Below are 14,270 nucleotides of genomic sequence, written 5' to 3' on the forward strand. Positions count from 1 at the left end.
AGGTCTCAGGAAAATGCCCAACGTTGCATTGGGCATTACTCGGGCAGTCTGATTATTCGACGCCTTTGCTACGCAGGTAATCTTCGTAGTTACCGGTGAAGTCGACAACGCGTTCCGGCGTAATTTCGATCACGCGGGTTGCCAGCGAGCTAACGAATTCGCGGTCGTGAGAAACAAAGATCAGCGTGCCCTGATACATCTCCAGCGCCATGTTCAGCGATTCGATAGATTCCATATCCAGGTGGTTGGTTGGTTCATCCATCACCAGAATATTTGGTTTCTGCATCATCAACTTACCGAATAACATGCGCCCTTTTTCACCACCGGAGAGCACTTTAGCAGGCTTTTTGATATCGTCCTGGCTGAACAGCAGACGACCAAGGAAGCTACGAACAACCTGCTCGTCATCGCCTTCCTGCTTCCACTGACTCATCCATTCAAAAACGGTCAGATCGTTTTCGAACTCATATTCGTGATCCTGCGCGTAGTAGCCAATTTGCGCATTCTCAGACCATTTAACGGTGCCATTATCCGGCGCAATGTCGCCTACCAGCGCTTTCAGCATGGTAGATTTACCCACGCCGTTCGCCCCCAGGATGGCCACCTTCTCGCCCACTTCCAGCAGCAAATTGAAGTTTTTAAACAGCGGGCCATTCTCAAAGCCTTTGGTCAGCGCTTCCACTTCCAGCGCGTTACGGAACAGTTTCTTGTCCTGTTCGAAACGGATGAACGGGTTCTGACGGCTGGAGGCCTTCACTTCGTCGAGCTTGATTTTATCAATCTGACGCGCACGTGAAGTTGCCTGACGCGATTTAGAGGCGTTGGCGCTAAAGCGGCTGACAAACGATTGCAGGTCGGCAATCTGCGCTTTCTTCTTGGCGTTATCGGCCAGCAGACGTTCGCGCGCCTGAGTTGCCGCCGTCATGTACTCGTCATAGTTACCGGGATAAACACGCAGTTCTCCGTAGTCGAGATCCGCCATGTGCGTACAGACCATGTTCAGGAAGTGACGGTCGTGCGAGATGATGATCATGGTGCTGTCACGATCGTTCAGCGTCTGCTCCAGCCAACGAATGGTGTCGATGTCCAGGTTGTTGGTCGGTTCATCGAGCAGCAGGATGTCCGGGTTTGAGAACAGGGCCTGCGCCAGCAGTACACGCAGCTTCCAGCCGGGAGCGACTTCGCTCATCGGGCCGTAATGCTGTTCTACCGGAATGCCCACGCCAAGCAGCAGTTCGCCAGCGCGGGACTCAGCAGAATAACCGTCCATTTCGCCGTATTTCACTTCCAGATCGGCCACTTTATAACCGTCTTCTTCGCTCATTTCCGGCAGCGCGTAGATGCGGTCGCGTTCTTGTTTCACTTCCCACAGTTCAGCGTGGCCCATGATCACCGTATCCAGTACGGTGAACTCTTCGAACGCAAACTGATCCTGACGTAGCTTACCAATACGCTCATTGGGATCGAGGGAGACGTTACCCAGCGTCGGCTCAAGGTCGCCGCCGAGGATCTTCATAAAGGTGGATTTACCGCTACCGTTCGCGCCAATCAGGCCGTAACGGTTGCCGCCGCCAAATTTGACGGAAATATTTTCAAACAGCGGCTTACTGCCGAACTGCATGGTGACGTTGCTGGAAACTAACACTGGCGTATCCTGAGAAAAATATGTGACAAACCGCATATTATGCCACAAGTCTTAAATAAGATCGCGTATTGTCAGGAGGGTGGGCGCAAAACGGAAGGTCAGATCAAGGGAAAAATGTGATTTCGTACACATCTGATTTCCCTGTGAACCAGAATGCACATATAATGCGCTCCCAACACTACAGAACTCTCAACCCAATAGCCTGCCTGGCAATGAATCTCGCATAAATGAACATGAATATGAAATTGACAACGTTTTTCGCGGCGGCACTCGCTGTTGTTGGCTTTTGCAGCACTGCTTCAGCCGTTACATATCCACTACCGACAGACGGTAGCCGGGTGATTGGTCAAAACCAGGTCATCACGGTCCCGGAAGGCAATACTCAGCCGCTGGAATATTTTGCTGCCCAGTACCAGATGGGGCTTTCCAACATGCTGGAAGCGAACCCTGGCGTGGATACCTTCCTGCCGAAAGGCGGTACAGTGCTGAACATTCCGCAGCAGTTGATCCTGCCGGATACCGTGCATGAAGGTATGGTCATCAACAGCGCTGAAATGCGTCTGTACTACTACCCGAAAGGCACCAACACCGTTATCGTGCTGCCGATTGGTATTGGCCAGTTAGGTAAAGATACCCCGATCAACTGGACCACCAAAGTAGAACGCAAAAAAGCAGGCCCGACCTGGACGCCGACGGCAAAAATGCACGCCGAATACCGTGCTGCGGGTGAGCCGCTGCCCGCAGTCGTGCCTGCCGGTCCGGATAACCCGATGGGTCTGTACGCCCTGTATATTGGCCGCCTGTATGCCATCCACGGGACTAACGCCAACTTTGGTATCGGTTTACGCGTGAGCCACGGTTGTGTGCGTCTGCGTAACGAAGACATCAAATTCCTGTTTGAGAATGTCCCGGTCGGTACGCGCGTTCAGTTCATTGATGAACCTGTGAAAGCCACCACCGAGCCAGACGGCAGCCGCTACATTGAGGTGCATAACCCGCTGTCGACCACTGAAGCTCAGTTTGAAGGCGGCGAGATTGTGCCGATTACGCTGAACAAGAGCGTACAAAGCGTCACCAACCAGCCGGATGTCGATAAGGCGGTGGTTGATCAAGCTATCCAGAACCGTTCTGGTATGCCGGTTCGTCTGAACTAAGCATCAAAAAATGCCGGATGGCGGCTTTCGCCTTATCCGGCCTACTTAACCTGTAGGCCCGATAAGCGCTAGCGCCATCGGGCACAATCCTCACATCAACAGCAACAATCCATACCCTACCAACGCCGCCCATACCAACATCGGTAACGAATACAGATGGAAACGCCACCAGATGCGTCGGTCGTTTGCCATGCGTAATGCAATCAGATTTGCCAACGAGCCCGGTAACAGGCCAAAACCACCGACATTGACAGCCCATGCCAGCAGCAGTGTAGGCGGTACATAGTTCAACAGTAAAATCGTCGTGGGCACGTTGCTGATAAATTGCGACAGTCCGATAGCCGTCAGCCAAAGTCCCGGCCCGGAAAGGGTGCCGATATGGACTGAAATCGCCTGCAACGCGGGCAGCTGAGTTAGTAAATGGACGTCGATAAACATCGCCATGAACACCAGCAACAACGTCCAGTCCACGCTGAACACGACGCGGCGCGCCAGCATCAGAAATCCTGCCGCCACAATCACCAGCCCCCACAGCTCCTGCTTCAGTTCCAGCGCGCTCAGAAAGACGATGTACAGCCCGAGACAGCTCCACACCAGGTGCGGCTGCCAGTCTGGCGAGCGCGTCCCGGTATGGTATTGCAGCGCTTTCGCCGGAAAACAGAACCAGCACAGCGCCAGTAAGGTCAGCATCATTGCGACAGCAAGCGGTAGCATCTGCCAGGTAAAGGCGGTAAATGAGAGGCCAGAACGCCCCCACAGTAGAATATTTTGCGGGTTGCCAATGGGAGTGAGCAGTGAACCGGCATTCACCGCCAGCGCTTCAAAAATGATCAGCCGATTGACCGGAATCGCACACAGTTTTTTGAGGGTAATGGTGAGAGGGACCACGATAAATAACGCCACATCGTTGGTCAGAAACGTCGACAGTCCTGCGGCCGCCAGCACCATAAACATCGCCAGACGGCGCTCGGTCGCAAACCGGCGGGTCATTCTGCGCCCCAGGACGTCAAAGTAGCCGCTCAGTTCCACCCCTTTTGTCAGCAGCATTAAACCACTGAGGGTAATAATGGTATGCCAGTCAATGGCAGCGAACCAACGACGAGGGGCAAACGGTACACAAAAACTTAAGCCAATCCCGATAATCAACAACAACTGAAAAAAACGATCGCGCCTGAGCGCGCGCAAAAAGGGAAGACTCATTCAGATGTGGTTCCGTTCTTTTGTGTAAACAGCCGAAAAGCCTCCAGCGTTTCCTGACTCACGTGATGCTCCATTCCCTCTGCATCACGACGTGCAATGTCCGCACTTATGCCAAGCACCAGCAGAAAATTTTCAACGATCTGATGTCGCTCACGGGTCTCTTGCGCCAGTTTCTCCCCTTCCGGGGTCAGGAACACCCCACGCCAGGGGATCATTTCAATCAGCCCGACGGTCGCCAGACGCTTAAGCATTTTGGCGACGGTGGGTTGCGAAACACCGAGTCGGGCCGCCATATCGACCTGACGCGCCTCACCGACCTCGATGATTAAGTCGGAAATCAGCTCAATATAGTCATCAATCAATTCACGACGGTGCGCTTCCCGGACCTGGCGAAACCCCTCGACATGTTCCTCGACATTCACTAATTGCGTCACTTTTTTTGTTGTTGGCGTACCTGCGCGACGACTCATTCTGCTTCCCCATGACTGTGACGCGTTGACTGTATCTAATGTAAGAGAAGCCATTGTAAACCAGAGTTGTCCTGGCACAAAAAATTAACGTTTTAGCAATAGCTATATAATATAGCCTGTGCTATATCTGTATGTAATACAGTCATCCCTCAAGGATTGATGGGATCGATAAGTCAGGAGGTTTATATGAACGAATTCAAGAGGTGCATGCGCGTGTTTAGTCACTCTCCCTTTAAGGTACGGTTAATGCTGATCTCAATGCTGTGCGATATGATCAACGGCAAACCAGAGCAGGATAAGCCCTCCTCACACTAGTGCGGCGTCGCGGTACGCCGCATCATTTTCGTCCCTCCACCACAGATCATTTTCTCGGCTCAGCGCAAATACCCCTTCTTTTTGTCTGATTTTCTACTTCCTTCGCAAAACATTTTCGTTGTAGTAGTTGACCAAAACATAAGTAGGTTCTATCTTCTTGCATCCCTGCATATATTGCGGCACGCAGATACCCTCTTCACGCACTCTCAGGCAGGCATTAACCCTTTGCGCCAGGGTAAGCACATGGCGTTTTTGTAATAGTGGCATATGAATTTAACCCTCAAAGACTCGCTTATTGCCCGCAGCCGGGTCATTAACCCGTGGACGGCCTTTTACTTTTTACAATCTTTGCTGATTAACCTCGCACTGGGTTACCCTCTTAGCGTGCTCTATAGCGCGGCCTTTACCTGTATATTGCTGCTGCTGTGGCGTAGCGCGCCGCGTACGCAAAAGGTATTGATCGGCGTGTGTTCACTGATCGCCGCCATGTATTTCCCGTTCGGTCAGGCATACGGTTCGCCCAACTTTAATACCTTGCTGGCGATGCATTCGACCAACATGGAAGAGTCGACCGAGATCCTGACGATCTTCCCGTGGTACAACTACCTGGTGGCTGTCTTCATTTTTGCGCTGGGCGTGATTGCCATTCGCCGCAAAAAAGAGACCGAAAAGAAACCCTGGAATACGCTCAACAGCCTGTGCCTGCTGTTTAGCATCATTACGTTCTTTGTTACCCCCGTAGAAAACCTGGCATGGGGCGGCGTCTTTAAACTGAAAGATACGGGTTACCCGGTATTCCGCTTCGTCAAAGACGTTATCGTCAATAACAATGAGGTGATTGACGAACAGGCGCGAATGGCGAAACTGGCCGGGATGAAGGACACCTGGACGGTGACGGCGGTCAAACCCAAATACCATACCTATGTGGTGGTGATTGGCGAAAGTGCGCGCCGGGACGCGTTGGGCGCGTTTGGCGGTCACTGGGATAACACCCCTTTTGCCAGCACGGTCAACGGTAATATTTTTATGGATTACGTTGCGGCAAGCGGATCTACACAAAAATCCCTTGGCCTGACGCTAAACCGTGTGGTGGACAATCAACCGCAGTATCAGGATAACTTTGTGACGCTGGCCAACCGCGCCGGTTTCCAGACATGGTGGTTCTCAAACCAAGGGCAAATAGGCGAGTACGACACGGCCATCGCCAGTATTGCGAAGCGTGCTGACGAAGTGCACTTCCTGAAAGACGGTAACTTTGAAGCGAACAAAAATGCGCGTGACGAAGCGCTGTTAAAAATGACCGCCCAGGTACTCGAAACCGAGCATACGCAGCCACAGCTTATTGTCCTGCATTTAATGGGATCTCATCCCCAGGCCTGCGATCGTACGCAAGGTAAATACACGGAATTCGTGCAGTCAAAAGAGACGTCCTGTTATCTCTACACCATGACGCAAACCGACGACCTGCTGCGCCAGCTGTACGAGCAGTTGCGCAATAGCGGTAACAGTTTCTCGATGGTCTATTTCTCCGATCACGGTCTGGCGTTTAAAGAGCGTGGAAAAGAGGTGCAATATCTGGCGCATGATGATCAGTTCCAGCAGAACTTCCAGGTGCCGTTTATGGTTTTATCCAGCGATGATAAAGCGCACCGCAAAATCAAAGCGCGTCGTTCCGCTAATGACTTCCTGGGCTTTTTCGCACAATGGACCGGGATCAGCGCAAAAGAGATAAGCCTCAAATACCGCTTCCTCTCCGAACAAAAAGCGGGGCCTATTTTCATCACCAACTTCAAGTTACAGAAGGTGGATTACAACCATCTGGGCACTGACATCTTCGACACCAAATCGTAATAACCGAACGGGGAGATGCCATATCGCCCCGCCTCTTTCGCCATTTTCAGGCAAAAAAAATCCGCCCCGAGAGGCGGATTTTTCATATCACCGTCGTGATTAGAAGCGGTAACCAACACCCGCGATCCAGGTGCCAACATCAACGCTACGAATACGGCTCTGCTCGTAGGAGAAGTCCAGAGCAACGTTTTCGATCGGGTTGAACTGAACACCGGCACCGTAGGAGAAACCGTAATCACTGGTGTCGTGTTTGTCAGTCGGTAAATTCGTTTCCTGGAATTTACCGTAGCCAACACCAACTACACCGTAGATGCTTGCCCAGTCGTTCAGACGGTAAGCCGGACCAGCGGTGAGGCCGTAATACTGGGTTTTGTTGTAATCGCCTGCACTGTTAGTACGACTTTTTTCGGTGTAGGTGAAGGAACCAATTACGCCCAGCGGGTTGTTGTCCTGCTCGTAACGATACTTCAGGTTAAAACCGCCCATTTTGTTAGCCTGGCCCTGAGCATCGCTCTGAGCGTAACCACCAGTAACGGTAGAAGTAGCAGCTACAGCAGTACCTGCGGAAATAGCCAGAACAGCGGCCAGTGCTGAAAGACATGCAATTTTTTTCATAACCACCTCAAATGTGCTTCAAGTAAATCCTAAGTTTTAAATATATCAAAAATTGATGAGAAACTCTTTGCGATTCACGATGTCTAACGAAGCCTTTCATGTAACAAAACATTTCCAATGCCCGCTATCTCTTTCAAATAACATCGTTTTTCCGAATAATCACACCATTATTACGCGCAAAACATGGCACATTCATCCAGATAAATCCTAATCACACAGCTTATTAATCCATCAACCGACGCCCATTTTACGGATTTTCTGGAATTTTTTTTCAACGAATACTCAACCGCCAGAGGGTTATTTCCTTTACACTCCCCTTTTACTTTTCTACACATTTATTGACAGGAGAAAGGATGCCGGGGTCGTCACGAAAAACGCAAGTCTGGTTACCCATCTTGGTTTTACTTATTGCCATGTCCTCGATTCAAAGCGGGGCTTCACTGGCGAAAACACTGTTCCCTCTCGTTGGCGCGCCGGGCGTTACAGCGCTGCGCCTTGCATTGGGTACATTAATCCTTATCGCGTTCTTTAAACCCTGGCGTCTGCGTTTTGCAAAAGAACAACGTCTTCCCCTGGTGTTTTATGGGCTGTCGCTGGGGGGAATGAACTACCTCTTTTATCTTTCGATCCAGACGGTGCCGCTGGGTATCGCCGTTGCCCTGGAATTCACCGGCCCCCTTGCGGTGGCCCTGTTTTCTTCACGACGTCCTGTTGATTTTATTTGGGTGGCGCTGGCTGTTCTCGGACTGTGGTTTCTGTTGCCGCTGGGGCAGGACGTCTCTCATGTAGATCTCACCGGCGCGTTACTGGCGCTTGGGGCCGGAATCTGCTGGGCGGTCTATATTCTCACCGGACACCGCGCGGGAGAGGAGCACGGTCCCGCCACCGTCGCGGTAGGTTCACTCATTGCCGCTATGGTTTTTGTCCCACTTGGCGCCATCCAGGCGGGTGATGCCCTGTGGCACTGGTCGATTATCCCATTAGGTCTGGCTGTGGCTGTCCTTTCCACAGCACTGCCCTACTCGCTGGAGATGATTGCGCTGACACGCCTGCCCACACGCACATTTGGCACGCTGATGAGTATGGAGCCTGCCCTGGCCGCCGTTTCCGGGATGATCTTCCTCGGGGAGACGCTGACGCTGGTACAGACGCTGGCCTTATGTGCCATCATTGCGGCATCAATGGGCTCAACGCTCACCCTGCGGCGTGAAACTCAAATTAAGCAGGTCGATATTAATTAACTTCGCCGTTCTGCATGATGTGTATCATCATGCAGAATATTCCCCCTTGCAGAACCGTCTGATATCCTTTTATTTTTGACGTTCTCATTGGCATATTTCTTCTCATTTTCACCCCCTGATTTAAATAAGCAACAAACGCGCAACAAAACAGCCATCTATTTAATTTTTATCTGTTTTTATATTTCATACCCTCCGCACTATTAATGTAATAGGCACAACCAAAAAAGCAGACGTTAAATCGACTGCTATACTTAGTTTCGTTAATTACCCGGGAAACAAAACATCAAGAGGATATGAGATTATGAGTACCGCTAAATTAGTAAAAACGAAAGCGTCTAATCTGCTTTATACCCGTAACGATGTCTCTGACAGCGATAAGAAAGCGACAATTGAGCTGTTGAATCGTCAGGTGATCCAGTTTATTGACCTGTCTTTGATTACCAAACAGGCTCACTGGAACATGCGCGGTGCCAATTTCATTGCCGTACATGAAATGCTGGATGGCTTCCGTACCGCATTGACCGATCACCTGGACACGATGGCTGAACGCGCAGTGCAACTGGGTGGCGTAGCATTAGGCACAACGCAAGTCATTAATAGCAAGACGCCGCTGAAAAGCTACCCGCTGGATATCCATACCGTACAGGATCACCTGAAAGAGCTGGCCGATCGCTATGCGATTGTCGCTAACGATGTGCGTAAAGCCATCAGCGAAGCGAAAGATGAAGACACCGCTGATATCTTCACCGCCGCCTCTCGCGATCTCGACAAATTCCTGTGGTTCATTGAATCCAACATCGAATAAGCACGTCATAAGTACTTCCTCTGATAACCCTCGCTCTGGCGGGGGTTTTGCACTTTTATGGTGCACCAATGGCGATCCCCCCTCTATTAAAGTGAATTAATTGTAATAATCACTTCACACAATCGTTAATGAAAGATTGTTTTAGCAACAATTTTTACGCTAAATAGTCGTACCGTTTGCACCAGGACAATTCTGCACTAATTCAGTGCCCCAAAACGGTGCGAAGCGTCGACTTTGCCATGCTTATTGTGCAACGACATAAAATACATGCTTGTTAAAACAATGAGTTACAAAGTTGGCATGTTTTTTTCATTACATTGTCTGTTCTCGCAGGGGATCGCCCCGTGGATATAAAAGGAAATGCTATGAAGTCTGTATTAAAAGTTTCACTGGCAGCACTTACCCTGGCTTTTGCGGTGTCCTCTCACGCCGCGGATAAGAAACTCGTTGTCGCAACCGACACGGCCTTCGTTCCGTTTGAATTCAAACAGGGCGACAAATACGTTGGCTTTGATGTGGATCTGTGGGCTGCTGTGGCGAAAGAACTGAAGCTGGATTATGAACTGAAACCGATGGATTTCAGCGGCATCATCCCTGCGCTGCAAACCAAAAACATCGATCTGGCGCTGGCGGGCATCACCATTACAGAAGAACGTAAAAAAGCGATCGACTTCTCTGATGGCTACTACAAAAGTGGTCTGTTAGTGATGGTAAAAGCGAACAACAACGACGTCAAAAGTGTAAAAGATCTGGATGGCAAAGTCGTTGCCGTGAAGAGCGGAACCGGTTCTGTTGATTACGCGAAAGCCAACATCAAAACCAAAGATCTGCGCCAGTTCCCGAACATTGATAACGCGTATATGGAGCTGGGCACCAATCGCGCAGATGCCGTTCTGCATGATACGCCGAACATCCTGTATTTCATCAAAACCGCAGGCAATGGCCAGTTCAAAGCGGTCGGTGAGTCCCTCGAAGCACAGCAGTACGGTGTCGCCTTCCCGAAAGGCAGCGATGAACTGCGCGAGAAAGTGAACGGCGCGCTGAAAACGCTGCGCGAAAACGGCACCTATAACGAAATCTACAAAAAATGGTTCGGTACTGAACCTAAATAAAACAGCCTGAATATCGGCTCGTCGTGCCCGGTGGCGCTCATGCTTACCGGGCCTACGTTTTAGCCCCTGTCCGCATCGGCAGCATGGGCATTTGAATAAATTCACCACGGTAACAGGAACGACATATGCAGTTTGACTGGAGTGCCATCTGGCCCGCCATTCCGCTTCTCATTGAAGGCGCCAAAATGACCTTGTGGATCTCGGTCCTCGGTCTGGCCGGCGGTTTGGTTATCGGGCTGGCAGCAGGGTTTGCGCGCACCTTTGGCGGTTGGATTGCCAACCACGTCGCGCTGGTCTTTATTGAAGTGATCCGCGGTACGCCGATTGTCGTGCAGGTAATGTTTATCTACTTCGCATTGCCAATGGCGTTTAACGATCTGCGGATTGACCCGTTCAGCGCCGCCGTCGTCACCATCATGATCAACTCAGGTGCCTACATCGCCGAGATTACGCGTGGGGCCGTGCTCTCAATCCATAAAGGTTTCAGCGAAGCCGGGCTGGCGCTTGGGCTCTCTCGCACAGAAACCATTCGTCATGTCATTTTACCACTTGCGCTGCGCCGTATGCTGCCGCCGCTGGGTAACCAGTGGATCATCAGCATTAAAGATACCTCACTGTTCATTGTGATCGGCGTGGCTGAACTCACCCGTCAGGGCCAGGAGATCATTGCCGGTAATTTCCGCGCACTGGAAATCTGGAGCGCCGTTGCGGTGTTCTACCTGATCATTACGCTGGTACTGAGCTTTATTCTGCGTCGTCTGGAAAGAAGGATGAAAATCCTGTGATTGAATTTAAAAACGTCTCTAAGCATTTTGGTCCAACCCAGGTGCTGCATAATATCGATCTGAACATTAAGCAGGGCGAAGTGGTGGTCATTATCGGGCCATCAGGTTCCGGTAAATCCACCCTGCTGCGCTGCATTAATAAACTCGAAGAGATTACCTCCGGCGATCTGATCGTCGATGGTCTGAAAGTGAACGATCCGAAGGTGGACGAGCGTTTAATCCGCCAGGAAGCCGGGATGGTGTTTCAGCAGTTCTATCTCTTCCCGCATCTGACAGCGCTGGAAAACGTCATGTTTGGTCCACAACGCGTGCGCGGAGCTTCCAAAGCAGAGGCTGAAAAACTGGCCAAAGAGCTGCTGGCGAAAGTCGGGCTGGCAGAACGTGCGCATCACTACCCTTCAGAGCTTTCCGGCGGCCAGCAACAGCGCGTGGCGATCGCCCGTGCGCTGGCGGTGAAACCTAAAATGATGCTGTTTGATGAGCCTACCTCCGCACTGGATCCTGAACTGCGCCACGAAGTGCTGAAAGTGATGCAGGATCTGGCGGAAGAAGGCATGACGATGGTGATCGTAACGCACGAAATCGGCTTCGCCGAGAAAGTGGCCTCGCGTCTGATCTTTATCGACAAAGGCCGCATTGCGGAGGACGGCAACCCGCAAACCCTGATTGAAAATCCACCCAGTCAGCGTTTACAGGAATTTTTACAGCACGTCTCCTGATCACCGCTCTGACCTCCCTTCAGAAAGAAGGGAGGTTTCCCTGCGAATTGTCCCATTTCAAATCCTGCCTCCCCCATCCTCTATACTTATCCTTTTGTTGTACTTTCTCACTGGAGGAGTCATGCGGTGGATCCTGTTCATCCTCTTCATTCTACTGGGCGCTCCCGCCCATGCAGTATCAATACCCGGCGTAACGACGGTCGCCCCGTCGCAACCAGGCGCGGCACCCACGGCAGAGCCGGATGTCGAACAAAAGAAAGCGGCCTATGCGGCGCTCGCGGACGTGCTGGAAAACGAGACGTCCCGTAAAGAACTGATTGCGCAGTTACGCAGTGTCGCGAAGACGCCACCGGCTGAACCGGTGCCTAAAATCACGCCTCCCACGCTTGCTGAAGAAAAAACCGTGCTGGAGAATGTGACTGACATCAGTCGTCAATACGGCGATGCCCTCTCCGGGAAGTTTGCCCAACTCTATCGCAATATTACCGACTCCCCGCACAAGCCCTTCAATTCACACTCGTTTACCAATGCCCTGACCCATTTTTTAATGCTGGCGGCCGCTGTCTTCACGTTTTACTGGGTCATCCGTCTGTGCACGATGCCGCTGTATCGCAAAATGGGGCAATGGGCGCGTAACAAAAACCGCGATCGCAGTAACTGGCTACAGCTACCCGCAATGATTGTCGGCGCGTTTATTATCGACCTGCTCCTGCTGGCGCTGACGTTATTTGTCGGGCAGATACTGAGCGACAAAATGAACGCCGGTAGTCGGACCATCGCATTTCAACAGAGTCTGTTTCTCAATGCGTTTGCGCTGATTGAATTTTTCAAGGCCATCCTGCGTCTGATATTTTGCCCGGCCGTGCCAGAGCTGCGTCCGTTTACTCTTCAGGATGCCGGAGCGCGCTACTGGAACCGGCGTTTAAGTTCACTCAGCAGTCTGATTGGCTATGGGCTGATTGTCGCCGTCCCCATTATCTCCAACCAGGTGAATGTTCAGGTCGGGGCGATGGCCAACGTCATCATCATGCTGTGCATCACGCTATGGGCGCTGTATCTGATTTTCAAAAACAAGCGGGAGGTAACCCAGCATTTACTGGATCTGGCGGAACGTTCGCTGGCATTTTTTAGTCTGTTTATTCGCGCCTTTGCCCTGGTGTGGCACTGGCTGGCCAGCGCCTACTTCATCGTGCTGTTTTTCTTTTCGTTGTTTGATCCCGGCAATAGCCTGAAATTTATGATGGGCGCCACGGTGCGAAGTCTGATCATTGTCGGTGCCGCCGCGTTTATCTCAGGGGTGTTCTCTCGCTGGATAGCCAAAACCATCACCCTGTCTCCCGAAACGCAGCGAAACTACCCCGAACTGCAAAAACGGCTCAATAACTGGCTCTCGATGGCGCTGAAAGTGGCGCGATTCCTGACGGTCTGTATCGCCGCTATGTTACTGCTCAATGCCTGGGGCTTGTTCGACTTCTGGAACTGGCTGCATTACGGCGCTGGCGAAAAAACGGTGGATATCCTGATCCGCATTGCGCTGATTCTGTTTTTCTCTGCCATTGGCTGGACCGTACTGGCCAGCCTGATAGAAAACCGTCTGGCCTCCGATGTTCATGGGCGTCCACTGCCCAGCGCCCGCACACGTACGTTGCTCACGCTGTTTCGTAATGCGCTGGCGGTGATCATCAGTACCATCACCATCATGATTGTGCTCTCGGAAATCGGGGTCAATATCGCGCCGTTACTGGCAGGCGCCGGGGCGTTGGGGCTGGCGGTTTCATTCGGCTCGCAAACGCTGGTGAAAGATATTATTACCGGGATCTTTATCCAGTTTGAAAACGGCATGAACACCGGCGATTTGGTGACGATCGGGCCTTTAACCGGGACGGTAGAACGGATGTCTATTCGCTCAGTCGGCGTACGTCAGGATACCGGGGCTTATCATATTGTTCCGTGGTCATCGATTACCACCTTCGCTAACTTTGTACGCGGCATTGGTTCGGTCGTGGCGAATTATGATGTGGATCGTCATGAAGATGCCGACAAAGCGAACCAGGCGCTGAAAGACGCCGTCGCAGCGGTGATGGAAATAGAGGATGTGCGTGGTCTGATCATTGGCGAGCCGTCATTCTCCGGCATTGTGGGTTTAACCAATACCTCATTTACGTTGCGCGTCTCGTTTACTACATTGCCGCTGAAGCAGTGGACTGTCCGCTTCGCGCTCGACACGCAGGTCAAAAAACATTTTGACCTCGCCAATATCCGTACGCCGGTACAAACGTATCAGGTTCTACCGGCACCGACCGGGGGGACTGCGGCGGCAGAACCTCTGCCGCCTGACCAACCGACGCTATAGGCCGG

The 14,270-nt window shown here is 51.6% G+C and carries 13 protein-coding genes; 9 read left to right on the forward strand and 4 right to left on the reverse strand.

Annotated features, from left to right (window positions below; translation table 11 throughout):
• Positions 1 to 52: 52 nt before the first annotated feature.
• Positions 53 to 1,645 (reverse strand): ABC-F family ATPase, encoded by a 1,593-nt coding sequence (locus NNO04_RS05515; RefSeq protein ID WP_271443829.1) that lies wholly within the window; start codon positions 1,643 to 1,645, stop codon positions 53 to 55.
• A gap of 233 nt (positions 1,646 to 1,878) precedes the next feature.
• Between NNO04_RS05515 and ldtB the strand changes: the two genes are divergently transcribed.
• A complete protein-coding gene (gene ldtB / locus NNO04_RS05520; RefSeq protein ID WP_192611676.1) occupies positions 1,879 to 2,799 on the forward strand; it encodes a L,D-transpeptidase in 921 nt (306 codons plus the stop codon).
• Between the two features lie 90 nt (positions 2,800 to 2,889).
• Here the strand turns inward: ldtB and NNO04_RS05525 are convergent, their stop codons facing one another.
• The gene (locus NNO04_RS05525) at positions 2,890 to 3,999 is read right to left on the reverse strand and encodes an anion transporter (RefSeq protein WP_271443830.1); all 1,110 of its coding nucleotides are present in this window, start codon (positions 3,997 to 3,999) and stop codon (positions 2,890 to 2,892) included.
• On the reverse strand, positions 3,996 to 4,469 hold the full coding sequence (gene mntR, locus NNO04_RS05530) for a manganese-binding transcriptional regulator MntR (RefSeq protein WP_271443831.1): 474 nt from the start codon (positions 4,467 to 4,469) through the stop codon (positions 3,996 to 3,998). The genes NNO04_RS05525 and mntR overlap by 4 nt, the downstream gene beginning before the upstream one ends.
• A gap of 186 nt (positions 4,470 to 4,655) precedes the next feature.
• On the opposite strand from mntR, the gene mntS reads away from it, so the two are divergent.
• Positions 4,656 to 4,784, forward strand: coding sequence for a manganase accumulation protein MntS (mntS, locus tag NNO04_RS05535; protein ID WP_162383744.1), 129 nt, complete (start codon positions 4,656 to 4,658; stop codon positions 4,782 to 4,784).
• Between the two features lie 267 nt (positions 4,785 to 5,051).
• Positions 5,052 to 6,635 carry a phosphoethanolamine transferase gene (locus tag NNO04_RS05540; protein WP_271443832.1) on the forward strand — a complete coding sequence of 528 codons (1,584 nt, stop codon included), beginning with the start codon at positions 5,052 to 5,054 and terminating at the stop codon, positions 6,633 to 6,635.
• Positions 6,636 to 6,734: 99 nt separating this feature from the next.
• On the opposite strand, the gene ompX is transcribed toward NNO04_RS05540, so the two are convergent.
• Positions 6,735 to 7,250, reverse strand: a complete 516-nt coding sequence (gene ompX, locus NNO04_RS05545; RefSeq protein ID WP_192611671.1) for an outer membrane protein OmpX — start codon at positions 7,248 to 7,250, stop codon at positions 6,735 to 6,737.
• Positions 7,251 to 7,603: 353 nt separating this feature from the next.
• Between ompX and rhtA the strand changes: the two genes are divergently transcribed.
• From rhtA to ybiO, 6 genes are all read left to right on the forward strand, one after another.
• On the forward strand, positions 7,604 to 8,491 hold the full coding sequence (gene rhtA / locus NNO04_RS05550; RefSeq protein ID WP_271443833.1) for a threonine/homoserine exporter RhtA: 888 nt from the start codon (positions 7,604 to 7,606) through the stop codon (positions 8,489 to 8,491).
• 301 nt (positions 8,492 to 8,792) lie between these two features.
• Positions 8,793 to 9,296 carry a DNA starvation/stationary phase protection protein Dps gene (gene dps / locus NNO04_RS05555; protein ID WP_162383360.1) on the forward strand — a complete coding sequence of 168 codons (504 nt, stop codon included), beginning with the start codon at positions 8,793 to 8,795 and terminating at the stop codon, positions 9,294 to 9,296.
• A gap of 365 nt (positions 9,297 to 9,661) precedes the next feature.
• Positions 9,662 to 10,408 carry a glutamine ABC transporter substrate-binding protein GlnH gene (glnH, locus tag NNO04_RS05560; RefSeq protein WP_162383361.1) on the forward strand — a complete coding sequence of 249 codons (747 nt, stop codon included), beginning with the start codon at positions 9,662 to 9,664 and terminating at the stop codon, positions 10,406 to 10,408.
• A 125-nt stretch (positions 10,409 to 10,533) separates the two neighbouring features.
• Positions 10,534 to 11,193, forward strand: coding sequence for a glutamine ABC transporter permease GlnP (gene glnP / locus NNO04_RS05565; protein WP_043015695.1), 660 nt, complete (start codon positions 10,534 to 10,536; stop codon positions 11,191 to 11,193).
• The gene (gene glnQ / locus NNO04_RS05570) at positions 11,190 to 11,912 is read left to right on the forward strand and encodes a glutamine ABC transporter ATP-binding protein GlnQ (RefSeq protein WP_271443834.1); all 723 of its coding nucleotides are present in this window, start codon (positions 11,190 to 11,192) and stop codon (positions 11,910 to 11,912) included. The genes glnP and glnQ overlap by 4 nt, the downstream gene beginning before the upstream one ends.
• A 121-nt stretch (positions 11,913 to 12,033) precedes the next feature.
• On the forward strand, positions 12,034 to 14,265 hold the full coding sequence (gene ybiO / locus NNO04_RS05575) for a mechanosensitive channel protein (protein WP_271443835.1): 2,232 nt from the start codon (positions 12,034 to 12,036) through the stop codon (positions 14,263 to 14,265).
• Positions 14,266 to 14,270: the final 5 nt, after the last annotated feature.

The organism is Citrobacter sp. Awk 4 (assembly GCF_028069725.1).
Lineage (GTDB): Bacteria > Pseudomonadota > Gammaproteobacteria > Enterobacterales > Enterobacteriaceae > Citrobacter_D.